The 19,743-nt window shown below is 68.8% G+C and carries 18 protein-coding genes and 1 pseudogene; 12 read left to right on the top strand and 7 right to left on the bottom strand.

Annotated elements, in window-relative coordinates; genetic code table 11:
- Nucleotides 1-727: 727 nt before the first annotated feature.
- Nucleotides 728-880, top strand: a pseudogene (locus I8N68_RS34435) (TMEM175 family protein); the annotation flags it as partial.
- Here I8N68_RS34435 and I8N68_RS33780 read toward each other — a convergent pair.
- Nucleotides 826-948 (bottom strand): hypothetical protein, encoded by a 123-nt coding sequence (locus I8N68_RS33780; protein ID WP_267909709.1) that lies wholly within the window; start codon nt 946-948, stop codon nt 826-828. The pseudogene I8N68_RS34435 and the gene I8N68_RS33780 overlap by 55 nt on opposite strands.
- 200 nt (nt 949-1,148) lie before the next feature.
- Here I8N68_RS33780 and I8N68_RS33410 point away from each other — a divergent pair, with 200 nt between their 5' ends.
- Both I8N68_RS33410 and I8N68_RS33415 read left to right on the top strand, forming a co-directional pair.
- On the top strand, nt 1,149-1,289 hold the full coding sequence (locus I8N68_RS33410; protein WP_234040927.1) for a hypothetical protein: 141 nt from the start codon (nt 1,149-1,151) through the stop codon (nt 1,287-1,289).
- Between the two features lie 146 nt (nt 1,290-1,435).
- Nucleotides 1,436-2,545 carry a hypothetical protein gene (locus I8N68_RS33415; protein WP_234040928.1) on the top strand — a complete coding sequence of 370 codons (1,110 nt, stop codon included), beginning with the start codon at nt 1,436-1,438 and terminating at the stop codon, nt 2,543-2,545.
- 270 nt (nt 2,546-2,815) lie between these two features.
- Here the strand turns inward: I8N68_RS33415 and I8N68_RS31050 are convergent, their stop codons facing one another.
- Nucleotides 2,816-3,985: a low temperature requirement protein A gene (locus I8N68_RS31050; RefSeq protein ID WP_200216677.1), complete on the bottom strand. Its 1,170-nt coding sequence runs from the start codon at nt 3,983-3,985 to the stop codon at nt 2,816-2,818.
- A 551-nt stretch (nt 3,986-4,536) separates the two neighbouring features.
- Here I8N68_RS31050 and I8N68_RS31055 point away from each other — a divergent pair.
- The 8 genes from I8N68_RS31055 (at nt 4,537) to I8N68_RS31085 (ending at nt 12,496) form a co-directional block, all read left to right on the top strand.
- Complete coding sequence (locus I8N68_RS31055) at nt 4,537-4,977, top strand: YciI family protein (protein WP_200216678.1); 441 nt, start codon at nt 4,537-4,539, stop codon at nt 4,975-4,977.
- A gap of 787 nt (nt 4,978-5,764) precedes the next feature.
- Nucleotides 5,765-6,112, top strand: a complete 348-nt coding sequence (locus I8N68_RS34575; protein WP_504739828.1) for a DUF8691 family protein — start codon at nt 5,765-5,767, stop codon at nt 6,110-6,112.
- A gap of 5 nt (nt 6,113-6,117) precedes the next feature.
- Nucleotides 6,118-6,549, top strand: coding sequence for a hypothetical protein (locus I8N68_RS31060; RefSeq protein ID WP_200216679.1), 432 nt, complete (start codon nt 6,118-6,120; stop codon nt 6,547-6,549).
- 989 nt (nt 6,550-7,538) lie between these two features.
- A complete protein-coding gene (locus I8N68_RS31065) occupies nt 7,539-8,447 on the top strand; it encodes a hypothetical protein (RefSeq protein WP_200216680.1) in 909 nt (302 codons plus the stop codon).
- Nucleotides 8,448-8,940: 493 nt separating this feature from the next.
- Nucleotides 8,941-9,618 (top strand): DUF1223 domain-containing protein, encoded by a 678-nt coding sequence (locus I8N68_RS31070; protein WP_234040930.1) that lies wholly within the window; start codon nt 8,941-8,943, stop codon nt 9,616-9,618.
- 109 nt (nt 9,619-9,727) lie between these two features.
- Entirely contained in the window at nt 9,728-10,246 is a 519-nt protein-coding gene (msrA, locus tag I8N68_RS31075; RefSeq protein ID WP_200216682.1) for a peptide-methionine (S)-S-oxide reductase MsrA, read from the top strand.
- Nucleotides 10,247-10,293: 47 nt separating this feature from the next.
- The gene (locus tag I8N68_RS31080) at nt 10,294-11,523 is read left to right on the top strand and encodes an epoxide hydrolase family protein (RefSeq protein WP_200216683.1); all 1,230 of its coding nucleotides are present in this window, start codon (nt 10,294-10,296) and stop codon (nt 11,521-11,523) included.
- 235 nt (nt 11,524-11,758) lie between these two features.
- Nucleotides 11,759-12,496, top strand: coding sequence for a class I SAM-dependent methyltransferase (locus I8N68_RS31085; protein ID WP_200216684.1), 738 nt, complete (start codon nt 11,759-11,761; stop codon nt 12,494-12,496).
- A gap of 127 nt (nt 12,497-12,623) precedes the next feature.
- On the opposite strand, the gene I8N68_RS31090 is transcribed toward I8N68_RS31085, so the two are convergent.
- Nucleotides 12,624-13,577: a TerC/Alx family metal homeostasis membrane protein gene (locus tag I8N68_RS31090; RefSeq protein ID WP_234040929.1), complete on the bottom strand. Its 954-nt coding sequence runs from the start codon at nt 13,575-13,577 to the stop codon at nt 12,624-12,626.
- Nucleotides 13,578-14,140: 563 nt separating this feature from the next.
- Between I8N68_RS31090 and I8N68_RS31095 the strand changes: the two genes are divergently transcribed.
- Nucleotides 14,141-14,728, top strand: coding sequence for an SDR family oxidoreductase (locus tag I8N68_RS31095; RefSeq protein WP_200216690.1), 588 nt, complete (start codon nt 14,141-14,143; stop codon nt 14,726-14,728).
- 217 nt (nt 14,729-14,945) lie between these two features.
- Here I8N68_RS31095 and I8N68_RS31100 read toward each other — a convergent pair whose 3' ends face one another.
- The 4 genes from I8N68_RS31100 to I8N68_RS31115 form a co-directional block, all read right to left on the bottom strand.
- Nucleotides 14,946-16,268 (bottom strand): MFS transporter, encoded by a 1,323-nt coding sequence (locus tag I8N68_RS31100; RefSeq protein WP_200216685.1) that lies wholly within the window; start codon nt 16,266-16,268, stop codon nt 14,946-14,948.
- 99 nt (nt 16,269-16,367) lie between these two features.
- The gene (locus tag I8N68_RS31105) at nt 16,368-17,663 is read right to left on the bottom strand and encodes a D-alanyl-D-alanine carboxypeptidase family protein (protein ID WP_200216686.1); all 1,296 of its coding nucleotides are present in this window, start codon (nt 17,661-17,663) and stop codon (nt 16,368-16,370) included.
- 177 nt (nt 17,664-17,840) lie between these two features.
- Nucleotides 17,841-19,211, bottom strand: coding sequence for a permease prefix domain 1-containing protein (locus tag I8N68_RS31110; protein WP_200216687.1), 1,371 nt, complete (start codon nt 19,209-19,211; stop codon nt 17,841-17,843).
- Nucleotides 19,208-19,582 carry a PadR family transcriptional regulator gene (locus I8N68_RS31115; RefSeq protein ID WP_200216688.1) on the bottom strand — a complete coding sequence of 125 codons (375 nt, stop codon included), beginning with the start codon at nt 19,580-19,582 and terminating at the stop codon, nt 19,208-19,210. The genes I8N68_RS31110 and I8N68_RS31115 overlap by 4 nt, the downstream gene beginning before the upstream one ends.
- Nucleotides 19,583-19,743: the final 161 nt, after the last annotated feature.

The following is a 19,743-nucleotide window of genomic DNA, read 5'->3' on the forward strand; positions in this document are numbered from 1 at the left end:
CGTGGCAAGCGGCGGATATCGGGAACGCCAAACGGCCGTGACGGACATCCGACGACACGCCACTGCTTGAGCCGGTTGAAGCAGCGCTCCACCACGTTGCGCTGCTTGTAGATCACCTTGCCCAAGGCCGGTGGCCGTCCGCCGGCGTGCCGGCAAGGTGGGCCGCGGACGAGGCCTCCCGCAACAGCGGCGTCTTTCGCGCCCACCTACGCCAACTGCGGTTGGCTATGTCCTGGGTAGCGCAAACCGGTCTTAAGGGCCGGAACGGTCTGCGAGGATGTGAACGCCAGAAAGGGCATGGGTCTTCGTCACGGGGGAACGCAGATAAAGGCTGTCGTGTACGAGGGACTGAGGACGACGGCTGGACCAAGGTCCTGCTGCACCCCGGCGGTCGACGGTAGTACGGCAGCCGCCGTTTCAGATGTCGCTGGTAGAGCGGGTGGACGCTAGGCGGCTTGTTGTATCGGGCGGTGTGGGATGCCGGCGCCGTCCGCGCCGACCTACGCGCGTTGATCGTCGACCGGTTCGGTGAACCGGACGGTCGTGGTGGACACCGTCGGAGTGCAACGCCAGTACACCGGCACCGCCGAGCGGACGGGGGAGCCGATGGACAGCGATCGGGATCAGCGGGACGCCGAGGACGTTGAGGCCTCTGGCCTGCGCTCGGACACCGGCCGGGCGATCGGGTTCAGCGACGCCGTCTTCGCCATCATCATCACGCTGGCTCGTGCGCGACCTGCGAACCCCGGAGGTACCGCCGGGTGGGCTGCTGCACGCACTGCTCACCCGCTGGCCGGGCTACCTGGCCTACGTCACGTCGTACCTCTACGTGGCGGTGAACTGGCTGAACCACAAGAGCACCTTCCACCGGATCCGCTGCACCGACTGCGCGCTGCACTGGGCGAACCTGGGCGTGTTGTTCAGCGTGGCCCTGCTGCCGTTCGCCACCGCGGTGGTCTCCCAGGCGGTGGAGGCGGGCGACCGGTTCGACGAGGGCGTCGCGGTGGCGCTGTACGGGCTGGTCGCGGTGGTCCTCTCGGCGGCGTGGCTCTGGCTCTACCACTACCTCAGGCCGCACGGGAAGCCGCTGCAACGGCACGTCACACCGGGTCTTCGCCGTCGAGCGGCTCCGGGCGCTGCTCGGGATCATGGCCTACGCCGCGGCCGGCGTGGTCGGCTGGCTGGTCAACGTGCCGGCGGCGCTGGTCGTCCTGCTCCGGCTTCCGTTCTTCTACGGCCTGTCCAGCAACGGCTTCTACGACCTGCGGCGCAGGCTGCGCCACCGCTGAATCCGGCCACTTCACCACGACCGGGTGGCGGTAGGCCTCGGTGCCGACGCCGAGAGCGGAGCACCATGACAAGGCTCGGACTGCTCATGACGACCCGGTTGGTGACGACGGACGGCGACGAGCTCGGCGACCGGGGAGGAGCACCGATGACCCACAGTGAACAGCACCGCCCGGAGATCGTCGTCGGACTGGTGGCGACCCCGCCGGACCACCCGGCCCGGGTGGCCGCGCGGCTCACCGCCGAGCTGGCCGGCCGGCTCTCCGAGCGGGTGGACGCGCACGTGCGGTGGACCGTTCGGGAAGGCTGGGGTGAGGTGGCGCCGCGCCGCGACGGCGGCGTTGAGGCGCTGCTCGACGATCTTGCCCAACGGCGCACCGACGACCGGTGGGACGTCGCGATCTGCCTGACCGACCTGCCGCTGCACACCGAGCGGGCGCCGCTGGTCGCGCAGACCTCCGCCCGTCGCCGAGTCGCGATGGTGTCTCTGCCCGCGCTGGGACTGAGCCAGCTGCGAGCGGCCCGCGCGGCCGTTCCGGATCTGGTGAGCCGACTACTCACCGACGCTTCCGACCAGCGGGTGCCGCCGGCCGGTTGGGCACCGGCCGACATGGCAAGCCGGGTTCCCGCCGTCCACCGGGTGGTCGGCGAGGCCGACGCCGGGGAACTGGGCTACGTCGCCTCGCGGCTGATCGGCCGGGTGCGGCTGTTGACCGGAATGGTCAAGGCCAACCGCCCGGGGCGCGCCCTGCTGGGCCTGTCCAAGCTGCTGGTCGGCGCGTTCGGCACGGCTGCGTTCGCGCTCACCACGGACACCATCTGGCAGATGGGCGATGCGCTCGGCGGAATTCGGCTCGCCGTGATCATGGTGCTCGGGCTGACCGCGTTGGTGGCCTGGCTGATCGTCGCGCACGACCTATGGGAGAAACCAGACCGGGAGACACCGGCTGAGCTGGCCCGGCTGTTCAACCTGGGTACGATTCTCACCCTCACTCTGGCCACGGCGGTGTCCTACCTGGTGCTCTTCGCCGGAACGGTGCTCGTCGGGGCGCTGCTGATCGACACATCCGTGCTGGAACAGACTCTGCAGCGGCCGGTCGATTTCACCGACTACCTGACGCTCGCCTGGATCACCAGCTCGCTGGCCACCGTCGGTGGCGCGATCGGCTCCGGGCTGGAGAACGAGGAAACGGTGCGGGCCGCCGCTTACGGCTACCATCCCGAACCCGGCGGCTGGCGGGACGAGAGGGACGGGTAGCCCCACCGGGGGGGTAAGTGGGCGCATGCCCCGAGTCGCGACCGAACCGCCGAGGGACTGGGCCTCGCGACGCACGTCGGTGGGCGTGGCCGTCGGAGACCAGCCAGATGTCCCGCCGTGCCATGCGACCCCATGCCCCCTTTCAGTAGCGACCACGTACCTCCACCCCCAGCACCCTATTCGAACACACGTTCGATCCGGGAGGGGCTCCACTTGCGGCGTGACGGATCGGTGTCATTCGCTCCGCGAAGGGCCGGGATTCTCTGGTGGTCAGATCCCTGGAGCGGGTAGCTCAGGTGCGCGGCCCCGGGCGCGCCAAGCGTCCGAGCCGGCGATTCCGGCCAGTACCGCAGCGGCGGCGCCACCGGCGGCCAGGGGTGGCAGGTACCAGGTGGCCGGGATCAGGAGACCCAGGGCGAGCAGGCCGGCCAGCCGCGATCGGGAGATTCGGCTGAAGACCTGCAGTTCGAAAAGTGACCGCCCGGCCAGGAACAGCGCGGGCCCGCCGAGGATGGCGATGAGCCACTTCGGTTCGGGCCGGCCGAGCGGCTCCGTGATGTACAGCTCGAAGCCGACACCGGTCAGGAAGACACCGGCGATCATGAGCAGGTGAGTCCCAGCTACCGCCACGGACTGCCGGGCCGGGTTCCGGGCACCCGTGATGGCCACTGGCAGGACAGTGCCGGCCCGGTAGAAATAGACCCGCCAGAGCAACACGATGGCGACGAACGCCAGCCCGAACCCGACCGCATGCGGGGTGCCCAAGTTGCTGCCGCTGAACGCCTTGCCGGACACGAAGCCCGCCTCACCCAACGTGATCAAATAGAACTGCTGCAACCGCTCGGCCATGTGCTCGCCCGCGATCGGTGCGCCAGCCAATCGTTGGAAGTGCCTCGTGAACCCGATGTAGCCGATGACCAGCGCGAGGGTCCAGAGCACGGCGCGGAAACCCTCGCCGTGTACCAGCGCGCCCACGATCCACAGCACCGCGCTCACGGCAAGCGAGAGCAGCGCCGGGGTGGAGACCACTGGGAGGCGGAAGACCAGGAGGAGCAGCACGCGGCTTATCCGGGTCGCCACGTAGGCGCCGGCGAAGAGGAGAGCCCGCTGCTCGAACCCCTGCGGTACCGCGACGGACATCACCACGGCGCCTGCCATCGACATGAACACGACGGTCTGGATCACCAGCGATTCCGGACTTCGTCGGCTGGTAACCGCGACCGTCGACAGCCACAGGACCCAGAACGCCAGGAACAGCAGGAAGGTCTCCACCACCTCGCCGAACCATTGCTGACTCCCAGCGCCGAGGTCATGGATCAGCCGCAAGCTGAGCTGATTGAGCGCGAACACGAAGACAAGATCGAAGAGCAGTTCCAGGAAGGTCGCCCGCCGCCAGCCGGCTTGCTCGCGCATGAGCCGCTCGCCGCCGGGCTCACCCATCCGTCATCAGCCCGGCACAGAGGCCCAACCTAGTCACGGCGCTTCCTCCCGTATCACTCCATACAAACGAGCCAGGAACGACGGAAGCCACCCGCCACGGCAAGAACACCTAGCGCGATCTTGGGAAGCCACACTCGGCGGATGTCACCCAGGTCCTGATACCGATCCGTCACGCAGGTCCCGAGACCAGACAACGGCAGCCGGCGATGTCGGGCTCCACTTGATGCGTGACACATCGGCTTCACTTGACGCGTGATGGGTTACGCGCGATGGGCTGCCGCTGTTACACGGAGTTACTAGTCAGCCGGACGTCGGGGGCGGACTGACGGTCCCTGATGTGCGCGGTCAGCGGCAGATAAGTGCGTTGGGACTATTCGTAGCCGGTGGCGGCGGCGATGATCTCCGCGAACAGGGGCGACATGACGCCGGCAGGCGCCGAGCGGCGGAGGTCCCGTGAAAAATTCTTCTGGCATGGCGTCGGATCCGGGGCGAGTCGTTCGTAGAACAGGTGAGGCGGCCGGAGAAGGCCGCCGGGACAAGGGAGTCATGGGATGACGCGGTACTTGATCTCGTTCGGTGCCGGCGCGATGGACCACATCCCCGACGAGGAGATGCCCGACGTGGGCAAGGCCTCGCACGCGGTGGTCCAGGAGGCCGTGAACGCCGGCGTGTTTGTGTTCGGCGCCGGACTGGAAAGGCAGAGGGCGAGCGTCGTGGCCACTGACGGGATGGTCACCGACGGCCCTTACCCGGAGACCAAGGAGGTCATTGGCGGGTTCGTGGTCGTCGACGTGGCCTCACGCGAAGAGGCGCTGGCGTGGGCTGCCAAGATCGCCGTCGCTTGCCGCTGTGCGCAAGAGGTCCGGCAGCTCATGCCCGACCCGAAACAGACGCGATGCTCCGCCAGGCTGACAGGCGATGATGACATCCCGACGACGACTGATCGAGGGAGACCCGCCACGTTAGAGCAGGAGTTGCGTGGCCGCGGTTGACGACGCGGGTCTGCGCATCGACCTGAACTGGAGACGCGGGGCGGTGACCCCGGGGATCGGGCGTGGGACGAAGCCCGGTCCTCGGGCCTGGCCGATCCCCGCAACCAATGATCACTCAGTAAAGCGACAGCCACGCCCATCGCGGCGAGTGTGCCCGCTCATCGGCGAAGCGGAAAGGCCAGGCATCTCCGGCCGCCCCGCGTTCACAGCGGGTAGCCAACGAGCCAGGGCACATCGCGCGCAGGACCGCAGTTCGTTGCGGCCGGTTTGGGACGACGCCATTGCGTTGGCATTGACCGCGGGTGACGGGGCGGACCGCCTGTCGCTGGTCTGGCAGCCCACGCCAGGCTGCTACTCCCACTTTCACGACAGGCGACCTCGAACGTCATGATTTCCAGCAAGGTGGTCTTGGGTCGGCAGGACAGCAGTCGGCACGGCGAGGTGCCGAGGGAGGGCGAGGAGTCCCGGCAGCCGCTGCGTGGGGACCAGGCGGGGACCACACGCAGTGCGGGCGCACGGGCGGCGAGCCATTGAACGGCCCAAGACAATCCGAAAGGCGCTTGACGTGCGGGAGGGATTGACCCCACGTCCTGGGGGTCAAGGGGTCGTCGGTTCGAATCCGGCCGTCCCGACGCAGGTCAGAGGCCATCCGGGATTCTCCGGGTGGCCCTTTCTGATCTTGTACAGCAGCGAAGTGCAGCAACGGTTCATTGATCCAGGCTCTCGGCCGATTTCCCGCAGGGCTTGGCGGGTAGCCTTGGACGAGACCTGGCTGTAGATCTCCATCATGATCGAAAAGCCCGCATGTCTCAGGATCGCCATCCGATCCGGGGATGGACGTCCAGGTCGACCACCGGTGACCTGGTTCGGCGGCCTCGCCCTCACCTGCGAGGACGACGGCACCACCACACTTCGCACTGCCGTGAGGGACCAGGCCGAGCTGCACGGCCTGCTCACCAAGATCCGCGACCTCGGCGTTACCTCATCTCCCTCACGTCCATCGACGCCGCGCGCGACCCCGATTCCCAGGAACAGCAACACCAATAGACCGCCCGGGTCCACGCGACGGGGCCGACCCACGCCCCGATCACGTACTCCGGCGCGACCGCCACCATCCCGCCTCGACCAGGAGTGAATCCCATGGCTACCATCACTGCCGCCGCACCCGCTATCCATCCCGATCTGTCGCTGACCCGCCTGCACCTGATGCGCGCCGGCTACCTCCTGATGGGTGTCGGACTCGCCCTGGTGAAGTGGCCGCTCCTGCCCGACGTCGCCACCCTGCCGCTCTACGAGGGCGTGACGCTCTGCATGTTGACCGCCATGTCCCTCTTGGCGTTCCTCGGCCTGCGCTACCCGGTCAAGCTGCTTCCCGTGCTGCTCTTCGAGTCGCTCTGGAAGCTCTTCTGGCTCGCACTGGTCGCCCTCCCCCAAGCCATCACCGGTGACCTCGACGCGGCCACCACCGAGACCGTGGTCAGTTGCTCCCTGGTTGTCGTCATCCTCGCCGTCACCCCGTGGCGGTACGTGTGGCGGAACTACGTACGCGCCACCGGAACCCGGTGGCGGTGACCAGCCCGGGACCTCTCCGCTCGCACGCATCGCCTGGCCTCGAGACGCTTGCGAGGCGACCTGGGCAAACCTGCCGTGAGCATGCCGCTGGGCCACCGGACTACTGGGGATCAAGGGCTCGTCGATTCGAGTCTGGCCGTCCCGACCCAGGTCAGAGGCCATTCGGGATCTTCCGGATGGCCTTTCTGGTCTTGTACAGCAGCGAAGTACAGGAACGGCTCATTGATCAAGGCGCCCGGCGTCGCGGGCCGCTCGCGCCGCCGAACCTGGGCGGATGGCCCGCCGCCGCGCCTCTGGCCTTCGGCCGCCAGCGCGACGGTTGCAGCCCGCCGACGGCGCGACATACGACGAAGCCCCGGGCCGCCACGGGTAATGGCAGTTCCGGGGCTTCGATGTTGAGGGCGCGCGGCGGCCGTCGCGCCGCCGCGCCGTAGGGGCGAGTCACCACCGGCCGTGGTAGGGATGCGGCGCGGAGTGTGCGGGGCCGCCCCTCCGGGGTCAAGGGCGCTTCGCGTCGCTGGCGACGGCCCTGCGGGCCGCCCTTACCCCGGAGCCTCTGCGACCCCTCGGCTCGTTGTGGCTGTCGACGGAACGGGCGGAGGCGCTGGCTAGGGCGTTGCTCAGTTGCGCGGCAGCGATGAGGAACCAAAGCCGTCTGCGCGATTCGTGAGTGACTAACGGGGTGACGATCGGGCCGGACGCCGACGGACGAGCGTGGACTCCGGAGGACCCATTCGACGGCTCAGCGCAAGTGCAGCAGCAGGTCAGCGCTCCGCTTCTTATCGAGGATGTGCCCTCTCGTCGTATCTGTGTGACTGGCAGCGCGCCTTTCGCCGGGCCTTGACGATTGCCGCCGGGTGGGGGACTCGGGGCGGTTCAAAGTCACTGTTGAGACACCGAAGGGCGCATCCGCGAGGTAACTCTTCGACGACCGTCAACGTGCTGGTCAGGCTCCCGCTGCCCCAGTCAGCCCGTGACATGATTGCGCCATGGGGAAGCAGCAGGACGTTGGCGGGCCCGACCGTCACAGCGAGTCAGGTACCACCGCCCACCGTGCCACCGATGCCAGCGTCGACGAGCGGCTCGCCCTCGCGCAGAACCCCGCAACGCCACAGATGACCCTCTTCGAACTGGCGTCCGACCCTTCGGCCGTGGTCCGTAAGGCGGTCGCTGCCCGGACCGACGCACCCGCCCAGGCACTGCGGCCGCTGACCCGGGATCATGATCGTCAGGTCCGGGAGGCTGTGGCGAGAAATCCCTCGGCCTCGGTCGCCAATCTCTTGCGTCTCGTCAAAGACGCCGACCGGTGGGTCCGCTGGGCGGTCGCCGGCAACCCGGCTTGCGACGAGTCGGTTCGCCGGGTGATGTCCGAGGCACCCGACAAGGAGCTTCGTGGTCTCCTCGCGGAGATGCGGGAGTTGGAGCCTGGTCTGGCCGCCAGGCTGATCGACGACGTCTCACCCGAGGTACGGGAACGACTCGCCACTCACACCCACGACCCCGACGTGATCACCACCCTGATGGCCGACCGCACCGCCCGCGTACGCAAGGGGGTTGCCCGCAACCCGCGGACCACCGCCGAGCAGCGCAGGGTGCTTGCCCAGGACCCCGTGGCCGACGTCCGTGCCGCGCTGGTCCGCGCGGTCGAGCTGGACGAGGCGGATCTGGAACGCCTGGTTGACGACCGTTCGGTGCAGGTCCGACTGGCGATGGCAACATCCGAGGTCATCCCACCGCACATCCGGCGGGCCCTCGGTCGCGATCCCGACGATATGGTGGCCGGCGCGGCGCGGGATTTCCGCCCGGAAACTGGCAACTCCCCGGTGATACGGGCTCCACGCATCGGTCACCGGCCCTCCGGGACCGGCCCAGGTCGACCGGGCGACGCCGCGCGCTAAGGCCGACGGCATGTCCGCCACGGCCGATACAGGCCGGGCACGTTCCGCCACGGCGAACCCCGGGTTGGCGCATTCCCTCCGACCGGGTTCAACCGCGCCTGGGACGCCACCCCTCGCGGAGCACGAGCAGCGCAAGAACCTGACGCTGGGGCTGCCCGTCCTGGCGATCGGCGGGGCGGCGAGTTGGGCTGGGCGGGCCGCGGAAGGGCTCAGACCCGGCGCGGACGACGTGCAGGCCGCATCCCGGGGCGCCGGTCACTGGTCGCTGAGCAGGCTCCCGACGTGCTGGCCGCGCTGAACGGATTTCTGGCCCGTACCGGGAAGGAGCGGCGAGTGCCGCCAAGTCCTCGTAGCTCGGCATGGTCGCCGCCGGAAGGGGAAGGTCAGGGCCGCCAGCAGGACTGACCGAGGAGGATGCGCCATGACGGACACACCGGACACCGGGTCTGGTAGTGCCCAGCCGCCGGCCGGCGGGGGCTTCGCCGTCGTGGAGATGTTCACCTCCCAGGGCTGCAACAGCTGCCCTCCCGCGGAGGACGTGCTGTCCGAGATCGACCGCGACGCCCGGGAGCGCGGGGAACCCGTCTACGCTCTCGGCTTTCACGTCGACTATTGGGACCACCTGGGCTGGGCCGACCCGTTCGGCGCCGAGGCGCACACCCTGCGGCAGGAGGCGTACGCGCGCGCGTTCGGCTCCGGGGGGTTGTACACGCCGCAGATGATCGTCAACGGTTCCGTCGAGTTCGTCGGATCCGACCGTCGGCAGGCTTCGTCGGCGATCGCGTCCGCCCTGTCGGAGGCGGCTGCCACCCCGCTCGCGCTGTCGGTGGTAGACGCCGCCGAGGGCACGGGCGGCGGGCGTCGGGTGGTGGTGGAGTATCAGGCCGGGCGACTGCCCGCGCGGGCGATGTTGAACGTGGCCGTCGTGGAACGCGGCCTGGAGAACGACGTGCCCCGAGGTGAGAACGCCGGGCGGCGCCTGCGGCAGGACAACGTGGTGCGTGCCTTCACGTCGACGCCGCTGAATGTGGAGCGCGGGCGGGTCGAACTCGAGGTGCCGTCAGCTGTCGATCCTCGACAGGCCTCGCTGGTCGGCTACCTCCAGAACGACGGTGACAAGACCATCGTCGGCGCCGCGTCCGCCGAGGTGCCCGCGGGACTACGGACATGACCAGGCAGCTTGCTCCTATCACCGCGGAGCGGTGGGTGAACCGGTCGTCGACCCTTTCGGCCCATGATGCGTGGCCTGATGTACGAGCACCCGGACGGAGGGCGGAGCGATGACCGACACGACTGAGAAGGCGATTCTGGCCGGCGGCTGCTTCTGGGGAATGCAGGATCTCATCCGGAAACGCCCCGGCGTGGTCGCCACCAGGGTCGGATATACCGGCGGGGACGTGCCGAACGCGACGTACCAAAACCATGGTACCCACGCCGAGGCGATCGAGATCATCTTCGACCCCGACAAACTGTCCTATCGTGACCTTCTCGAGTTCTTCTTCCAGGTCCACGACCCGACCACGAAGAACCGTCAGGGCAACGACGTAGGAGTCAGTTACCGGTCAGCCATCTTCTACACGGACGAGCAGCAGCGGCGGGTCGCAGAAGACACGATCGCGGACGTCGACGCCTCCGGACTGTGGCCGGGCAAGGTGGTCACCGAAGTCAGTCCTGCCGGCCCTTTCTGGGAGGCCGAGCCGGAACACCAGGACTACCTGGAACGCAATCCCGGCGGTTACACCTGCCACTTCGTCCGGCCGGACTGGAAGCTCCCGCGTCGAGGGGAGAGCGCCACGTAGTGGCCAGCCCGGCCGTCCGGAATCACTCGAACGAAAGGGAGACCCTCGTGGCTGTCAAGACTGCGACGCCGACCGGCACCAGCACAGACATCCGGCCGTTCCGGATCGAGGTCCCAGAGGCGGACCTCGAGGCGCTGCGCGCGCGCATCTCGGCCACCCGCTGGCCGGAGAAGCAGACCGTCGACGATCAGTCGCAGGGCGTGCCGCTCGAGACGAGCCAGGCGCTCGCGCGCTACTGGGAGAAGGAGTACGACTGGCGCAAGGTCGAGGCGAGGCTGAACGCCCTCCCGCAGTTCATCACCGAGATCGACGGGCTCGACATCCACTTCATCCACGTCCGATCGAAACACGAGAACGCCCTACCGCTCATCGTCACGCACGGCTGGCCCGGCTCGGTGATCGAGCAGCTGAAGATCGTCGGCCCTCTGACCGATCCCACCGCGCACGGCGCGGACGCGTCCGACGCCTTCCATCTGGTGATCCCGTCGATGCCCGGCTACGGTTTCTCCGGCAAGCCGAGCACGCCCGGCTGGGGCCCCGAGCGCATCGGACAGGCCTGGACCGAGCTGATGAAGCGTCTCGGCTACACGCAATTCGTCGCGCAGGGCGGCGACTGGGGCGCACTCATCACAAACGTCATGGGTCTGCAGGCGCCCCCGGGCCTGCTCGGCATTCACACCAACATGCCTAGCGCGGTGCCGCCCGACATCGATGCACTGTTCCAGTCCGACATCACCGGAGCGAACAACGCACTCGCCTCGCTTCCGTCCGGCCTCTCCGACGAGGAAAAGCGGGCGTGCGAGCAGCTGGACTTCTTCTGGAAGCATTCCGCCTACGCTCTCCTGATGGGGACGCGCACGGAGACGCTGACCGGGTTAGCGGATTCGCCCATCGCTTTGGCGAGCTACATGCTGGACCATGACGCGGCCAGCCTGGAACTGTTCTGCCAGGCCTTCGCTGGACAAGCCGGCGGCATCACGCGCGACGACATTCTCGACAACATCACGCTCTTCTGGTTGACGAACACGGGAGTATCCGCGGCTCGCATCTATTGGGAGAACAAGCTCTCCTTCTTTTCCGCCAAGGGGGTGTCCGTCCCGGCCGCGGTGAGCGTCTTCCCAGATGAGCTCTACGAGACCCCGAGGAGTTGGGCGGAGCAGGCGTATCCGAATCTCATCCACTACAACAAGCTCGACAAGGGCGGGCACTTCGCCGCCTGGGAACAGCCGCAACTTCTGTCCGAAGAGGTCCGCACCGCATTCCGGTCGCGCCGTTAGCTGACCGAGCCCGTACGTCCGCATGCCTGGCTCCGCGGGCGACCGCGTGGCTCAACCCCGAGCCATTCGGCCCCGCCGAGCGGCGCGGCCACGTCGTCCTGGTGGATAACTGACCTGGAGCGTCGCAGGCGCGGTACTGCGCGCCGACCTCGCCGCCTCAGCAGCCGCTCGCTGATCTCGCCGTACTGATCCGGTGCCCCCCATGTGCTGGAGGCACGGGATAAGGTCAGCGACCATGACCAACACGAGTCGGCACCTCGGGCTGGGGCACGGTAGCGCGTTCGGCGAGCGCGGTATCGCCAAACGACTGGGCACGCTTGGCCGCGCCACCCCGCTCACCGGCCGGCGGCTGCTCGACGTCGGATGCGGTGACGGCACCTACACGATGCGGTTGGCCGGCGCGTTCGAGCAGATCGAGGCGATCGACATCCAGCGTGATCGGTTGGAGCTGTTTCGGGAGCGGCTGGCTGGCGACCCGGCCGCGGCGGACAAGATCACCATTCGCGAGCTGTCGGTGACCGAGCTTGACTATGCGGACCGGAGCTTCGACCTGGTCACCGCGATCGAGGTTGTAGAGCACGTGGACGATCTCGACGCTGCCCTCCGGCAGGTGCACCGGGTACTGACTCCGGGCGGCCGGCTCGCGCTGACCACGCCGAACCGCTGGTTCCCGTTCGAGACGCACGGCTTCTTGGTGCGCGGAAAGCGGTATCGACCATCTCGCGGCCCGTTCCTGCCGTGGCTGGTGCCACTGCACCGGCGGCTGGCCGATGCCCGTTCGTTCACCGCGCGCGGCCTGACCGGACAGCTGCGCCGGGCTGGGCTCGAACCGGTGGCGCTGGACTACATCATGCCGCCGTTCGACCGGTCCGGGCTCGGCCGCCGGATCCGCCCAGTCGCCGATGCGATCGAGCGGTCACCGCTGAAGTTCTTTGGGATGGCGCTGGTCGTGGTCGCCCGCAAACCTGACTAGTGAGCGAGCCGACTTCGCGTACCGGCACGAGGAGCTTGCCTGGGCGCCGCTGACTGGTAGCCGGGGGTCAAGGGTCGCCTCGGATCGGGCTGTCTCGACCCCGAGAACCGAGAACATCTCCGGCTACTCAGCGGCCGGCGTGGCGGCGCCGTTCCCGGCGGGCCGCCAGCAGGTTCCACCCGATCGCGACCGACAGGGTCAGCACCACCACCAGCAGGGTGAGCCAGAGCGGCAGCTTACCCACCGGCGTTTCGGCCAGGATCAGCTTCACCCCGGCGAACGCCAGCAGCACCGCCAGCCCGTAGCGCAGGTGGCCGAAGTGCCGCAGCAGCCCGGCCAGGCAGAAGTACAGGCTGCGCAGCCCCAGCACCGCGAACGCCGTCGCCGTCCAGACGAGGAACGTGTTGGTGGTGATAGCCAGGATGGCCGCCACGGAGTCGACCGCGAAGACCACGTCGGTCGCCTCAACGGCGACCAGCGCCACCAGCATCAGCGTGGCTCGCCGCTGGCCGTCGACCCGGACGGTGAACCGGCCGCCGTGGTACTGCTGCTCGGTCGGCACCATCCGCCGGAAGAGCCGGACCGCGATATTGCGGTCGGGATCCACGTCGGGCTCGCCGCGTACCGCCAGGCGCCACCCGGTCCAGATCAAGAAGGCCCCGAGCACGAACCCGGCCACCGCCAACCGGTCCAGCAGCTCCGCTCCGGCGAAGATGAAAACCAGCCGAAACGCGAGCGCCCCGACGACGCCCCAGAACAGCACCTTGTGCTGGTATCCGGCGGGCACCCGGAAGTAGCCGAACAGCAGTGCGAAGACGAAGACGTTGTCGATGGAGAGCGCCTTCTCCAGCAGGTAGCCCGAGTAGTACGCGACCGCCGGCTCGCCGCCCCACCCCAGCCAGACGATCAGGCCGAAAGCCAGTCCGGCGGCAATCCAGACGCCGCTCCAGATCAGCGCTTCCCGCAGCTCGATCACGTGGTTGTCGCGGTGGGAGAGCACGTCCACCGCGAGCATGACGGCGATGACAGCGCCCACTGCGGCCCAGGCCCAGAGCGGAGCCGCGAACATCCCCTGGTCCATCAGACGGCCTCCGCATTCACCCGAGGCATGGACGCGGCTGTCACCGCCATAACAACCGGATCAGGCAAGCGGCTACTGTGCGAGCGGAGCGGTCAGCGAGACAACCGTTTCTTCCGTCGCCGTGACGCACCGTGGCTGATCTTAGCTAGCGATCACGGCGCACCGGTGGTTGCTTCATCGGCGTCACCCATCCGGGGCGCTTCGCCGCCCGGATCATGGCCGCGGGGCCGGCGGCAGCAGTCCGTGCAGGACCAGGGCCGACAACGCGTCGGCTGTCCGGTCCCGGTCGCGCGACGCGGTCGGTGCGGCGGCGGGGTCGAGCCGGTCGGCGACCGGGTTCTGCGTCAGGGCCAGCGCCGGGCCGACGATCGCGAAATAGAGGATGTGCGGGGCTACGCGTGGGATGCGGCCCGCCTCGACGAGGGCCGTGACCGTCGGTGTGATGCTGTCCCAGAACGGCTGGATGAACCGCTGGTGCAGGTAGTCCAGGCGGTCGGAGTCGCGAGTGAACTCGTCGGCGATCAGTCGGCTCGCGTCAGGATGCCGAGGACGTCGTACGTGGCATCCGGGCGGCCGGCGGCATCGCGGTCGCCGCGCCGGCCGACATCGCCGACGCCGCGCAGCTGCGCGGGCTGTTCGACGTCGCGGAGGCGGAGTTCGGCCACCTCGACATCGTGGTGCTCAACGCCGCCAACACGACCCACGGCACGATCGCCGACACGTCCGACGAGCAGTTCGACGCGATCTTCGCCACGAACGTGCGGGCGGGATTCATCGCGCTGCGCGAGGCCGCGATCCGACTCCCCGACGGCGGGCGGATCGTCGCGATCTCGGCCGGGCTGACCCTGATGCCGCGCCCCGGAACCGGCATCTACGCGGCGAGCAAGGCCGCCGTGGACCACCTGGTCCGGGTGCTGGCCAACGAGGTGGGCGCCCGTGGCATCACGGTCAACAGTGTGCTGCCCGGCGCGGTCCTGACCCCGGCGCTGCTCAACGCCGGGCAGGCCGTCATCGACGCTGAGGTCGCGAAGACGCCGCTCGGCCGGGTCGCCCAGCCGGAGGACATCGCCGACATCGTCCGCTTCCTGGTCTCCGAGCAGGGCCGCTGGATCACCGGCCAGACGATCGGAGCCGGCGGCGGGATGTTCTGACCCGCCGCGCCTCCCCCGTCGATCTCGGACTTGCCGCGGCGACATGGCCTCACCTACAGCGGTTGTCGCCACGACAAGTCAAAGATCGCGGGCAGGTCGTCGGCGGCGTGGCGGACCAGGGTCGGTCCCAGGTGGTTGCCGGCGATTGTCTCCGCAGCTCAAAGCGGATAGATCAGCGGGCCAACGGGGCGTGACAGCGCCCGGGGGCCAAGATTGGCTACCTGACGTCGATGGGCGGATCGCGACGGAGTAGCAGCTCTGTCGCGGGATCCGCGGGAGATGGAGCGTCGCCCGTCGCGGGCGGTTTGGCAGGCAGAATGGTCAGACCGGCAGCGATCACACCGAGGGCCACGGTAGCCGCGGCGCACAGGAGCAGCGTCTCGCGGGCGCCGATGGTGGTCACCAGAGGGCCGCCGAGCATGGTGCCCAGCGGCACTGCCAGTACGGTGACGGCGCCGTTGGCGGCCAGGACCTGGGGGAGCTTCGCGGTCGTGGTGCTGCCCTGGAACAGTGCCATCGACGTGGACATGTACGGAGCCCAGATCAGGCCCGCGAGGGCGAAGGCCGGCAGCGACAGGCCGAGCGGCGCGCCCAGGCCGAGGGGCAGCATGGCGGTGCCGAACCCGACCACGATGCCGATGGTGGTGGGCCACAGCGACCAGCGGCGTAGATGGCCGGCGGCCAGGCTGCCGACGACGCCGCCGATACCGAACGCTGTGTAGTAGCTGCCGAGCACCGTTGCGGAGGCGTGCAGATCCTCGGCGACGCGGATGGGCATGGCCACGTACACCGGCCCGAAGAGGAAGAAGAACGCGAAGGTCAGCGCCAGCAAGCCGAGCAGGGATGAATTGTGGCGGATGATGTTGAAGCCGGCGGTGCGCGAGGCCGCGACCGCTGTCGGGCCGGTGGGGTCGGCAGCGGGAATGGCGAGGCGGTAGGTGACGGCCAGGACGGCGAAGGTGACCGCGTCGATCGCGATGACCCAGACCGGACCCGCCCAGCCGATGAGGATGCCCGCCAGCGGAGGGCCGACGATGGTGGCCACCCCGGAGATGGTGCTGAGCGCCGCGTTGGCCGGTAGGTGGTGCCGTTGGGGGAGGAGTTCGGCGATCAGGGTGAAGCGCCCGGCGGAACCCCACGAGTGCAGCAGCGAGGACGCGGCGAGGAGGGTCACGTACAGCCCGATGTTCAACGCGCCGGCCAGGTAGGCGGCGGGGATCGCCGCGAGTGCGGCGGCCCGCAGGATCGCGTCCCAGCCGGCGAGCTGGGCGCCGCTTCGACCGCTCAGGAGCCGGCCGAAGATCACGGTTCCGGCCGCACTCGGCAGGGTGTACGCCGCCACCGCGATTGCTATCCAGGTGCCGCGCTGAGTCTGCGGCGCGAGCTGTAACGCCAGCCAGGTCACCGCAACCAGCGCCATGCCGTCGCCGAGGGCGGACACCGCCAATCCGGGCAGGACACGCCGCAGCAGAGAGTGACTGACCACCGGCCAGTAGGGCGAGGAACGCGGAAAACGGGGCGTCACGGTGTCGGGCGGCATATTGCCACCTGACACGCGCACGTCGCTCAGATCAACGAAATCGCCTGTGGGCAGAAGTCGAGCGCGGCACCGGCTGGCAGCACCCGCCCGGCAGCGTGGTCAGCGGTGGCGACGGATGCGTTCCCAGGTGCTCGGCGGTTCCATACCGGTACCGGTGCGCAGCGCCGTGCCGACCGGCTTGCCGCCGCCGGCGTAAACAGTGAGCTGGCCATGTTCCGCGCCGGCCGCGACACGCGACGGCACAGCCGGGATCCGGGCATCGAGCCGCACCCGCAGGCCCCGCCAGCCGACCACCTCGACCTTCTTGGCGGCGTTGATGGTGGTACCGGTGCCCAGCGGGCCGCGTACGGTGGCAACCTGCTCGCCAGCTTCGATCAGAGTGTGGACGGCGAGGGCGGCCACCGCCGACCGCAGCAACGACCGGGTCACCGCGAATACCCGGTCCAGCTGGACCGGGGTGCTGGCGCCGGGCTGGCCCAGTACGGCACCGATAATGGTGAGCTTCCGGCCCCCGACGTTGACCACCGCCGCGAAGACGAGGCAGCCGCCGGCCTCGTCGGTGGAGCCGGTCTTGATCCCCACCACGCCGTTGCGGCCGACCAGCTCGTTGTAGTTCTTGACCGTACCGGCCACCGGCAGGGTCGCTTGCTTCTGCTTGACGATCTCCGCGAACGCCGGCAACGCCATCGCCTTGCTTGCCAGGATCACCTGATCCCGGGCCGTACTCACGGTGTCGGGGTCGAGGCCGGAGGGGTCGGTGTAATGGGTGCCGGACATGCCGAGTTGGTCCGCGGTGGCGTTCATCTTCGCCACGAACGCGGCCACGCTGCCGGAGTCCCAGGCGGCGAGGATGCGCGCCATGTTGTTCGCTGACGGCAGCATTATCGCCTGCAGCGCCTGCCGTTCGGTGATCACCTCACCGGCGCGCACCTCGACGAGCGACTCGCCGCGCGCCTTCTCCGCCGGGTACGCGGCGGCGTGCGCGGCGCTGACCGTCAGCTCCGGTCCCTGCTCGCCGGCGGCCAGGGGGTGCTCGGTGAGGATGACGTAGGCGGTCATCACCTTCGTCACGCTCGCGATCGGCAGCGGCTTCGACCCGCCGAAGGTGCCGAGCGTGCCCAGCCCGTCGACCGAGATCATCGCCTGGCCCGAGCGTGGCCAGGGCAATCGCGGCGCCGTACCGGGGATGGTCATCGACGCGGGCAGCGTCAGCTCGACCGTAGGTGTGGGCAGCGGGTGCCGCAGCGGCGCAACGGCATACAGCGCGCCGCCGAGGAGCAGCAGCGCCAGCAGACCGCCCAGCAACCACGGCAGGCGCCGCCGGCCCTGCCGCACGGATGGCGCTGGCGGGATCCGGGCGAACTCCACGGTCTGCATGTCCGTCGGACCGCGCATCGGCGTTTCCTCCCCCGTGACAAAACGCAGCACGGTAGCAGGTCTGGTGGCGTCCTGCGGCCGCACCGTACGCCGACGGCAAATCGGCAGATCCCAAGGGCAGCGCCGGTCGGCCAGGTGCCGGACGGCCCGCTCAGCCCGTCCCGGATCGGACAGGATGAGCGGGCCGGATCCGACTCAGGCGAAGTCGAACACGAGCGGGAAGGCGAGGACGACTGTCCAGGCCCAGACGGCGTACACGATCATGTAACGGGTCTGCCAGCGCTCCAGGCGGGCGAAGGGCATGCGGCCACGCACGAAGCCGAGGAACAGCCATGCCGACCACGCCAGGTTCGTGAGCAGGATGACGTTCTCGCCCAATGCCGCCGTCTTGTTGGGGCTGAAGCCCCATTCGGTGATCCGGCCGGTGATCGCCACCAGCACCATGACGTCGATGATCAAAGCGCTGACGACGAGCGTCAGCTGCAGGCGGTCAAAAAGACCGGGTCGGGCCGCGAGGTCACGGGCGGAGATGGCATACAACAGCAGGCCCAGCACGATGACGAGCAGCAGGTCGAACAGGATGAGCACATCGCGCTCGACGTCGATGCCGTTGTTGGTCCAGATGACGGCGACCAGGAAGGCCAGCAGGGCGGCCGCGAAGAGCGGTGTGAAGACCCGGGTCAGCACCGGCGCCATGTTCTCGATGACGCTCTGCTTGGCCTCCACCAGCCATGCCGACACGATGACCGCGGCCATGGCGCCGCACGGCAGCAGCCACGATTGGACGAATCCCTCGGCGTCGAGGCCGATGGCCTTGAAGGCGTTCAGCGTGAAGGCCGTGAGCACCCCGCCACCAAGTCCGATGAGGACGAAGTAGATCAGCCACTCCCCGGTGAACCGGATGAAGTCCATCCGCCGCCGGTCTGAACGCCACTCACCGCCCACGTAGGCGACGCCGACAACCAGCCACAGCGCGAGCGGCAGGTGGATCCCCGTGAGCACAATGGACTGCGAGTCATCGGCCAGCGGATACGCGTTCGCGGCGACCGCGCCGAGAATGAACAGCAACGCGAGTACCCCGATGACCCGAAGACCGACCCGGCGTTGCCAAGCGAAGTACGCGGCCAGCGCGGGCAGCGCGAAGAGACTGAAGTTTCGCGCGTAGAAGGTGGAATCGTCCCCTGAGATGTCAAGCCCGAACCAACCCGGCACCTTGATCGCGAGCGCCGCGGCGGCCGCACAGAGCACCATGACCAGCAGCTCGCGACGGGAGCGGGCGGCGGCGGACGTATCCGGCTCCCCGGGCAGCACGAGCTGCTTCCACAGCCGCTCGGAATGCTCGCGGGCGAACTCCCGGGACAGCTCATCGAGGCTGCCCATGCGCTTGACAGCGATGAGGAACGCCTCGTCGGCTTGCAGGCCCGCCCCGGTCAGCTCGGTGATCCGGCTGCGCAGATGGTCTTCCAGCTCCTCGGCGTCGGTGTGGTGCAGCTCCCGGCGGCGCTGCGTGTAGGCGCGCCACTGGGCGATCTGGCCCTCGAGATCGTTGTCGCTGTCGGCGATCATCGTCCCGCCTCCCAGGCCAGTGCGGGGATCGGCTTGATGGATTGTGCCGTGCTCCAGACGCCCCGCAGGGCGTCGACGACGGCGGCCCACTGCCGGCGCTGCTCGACGAGCTCGGCCCGACCCTGGTCGGTGATGCGGTAGTACTTGCGGCGGCGTCCCCCGGGCGGGGTCTCCCAGGCCGACTCGACGTGACCTACCCGCTCTAGGCGGTGCAGCAGCGGGTAGAGCAGGCCGTCGGTCCACTCCAGCTGCCCGCCCGACAGTTCGTTGACCTGCTTGAGGATTGCGTAGCCGTAGCTCTCGCCGTCGGCGAGGATCCCCAGCACGAGTGGCGTCGCCGAGGCCGCGACGAGGTCTTTGGTGATATGCATGTGATCGCCTAACCCTAGGACTGCAATGCATAGTAGTTCTAGGTATAGCGATCGCGCAACGCTGCCTGGCGATCTGCGTCTAGGTGTCGCGGCTTCGGCCGCGCGCAGGTCACGGCTTCGCCGATCCCGGGCGGCCGGTCCCGGTCGTGACCGGCGGCCCC

This window comes from Micromonospora coerulea (assembly GCF_016598485.1).
GTDB classification, from domain to species: Bacteria; Actinomycetota; Actinomycetes; order Mycobacteriales; family Micromonosporaceae; genus Micromonospora; species Micromonospora coerulea.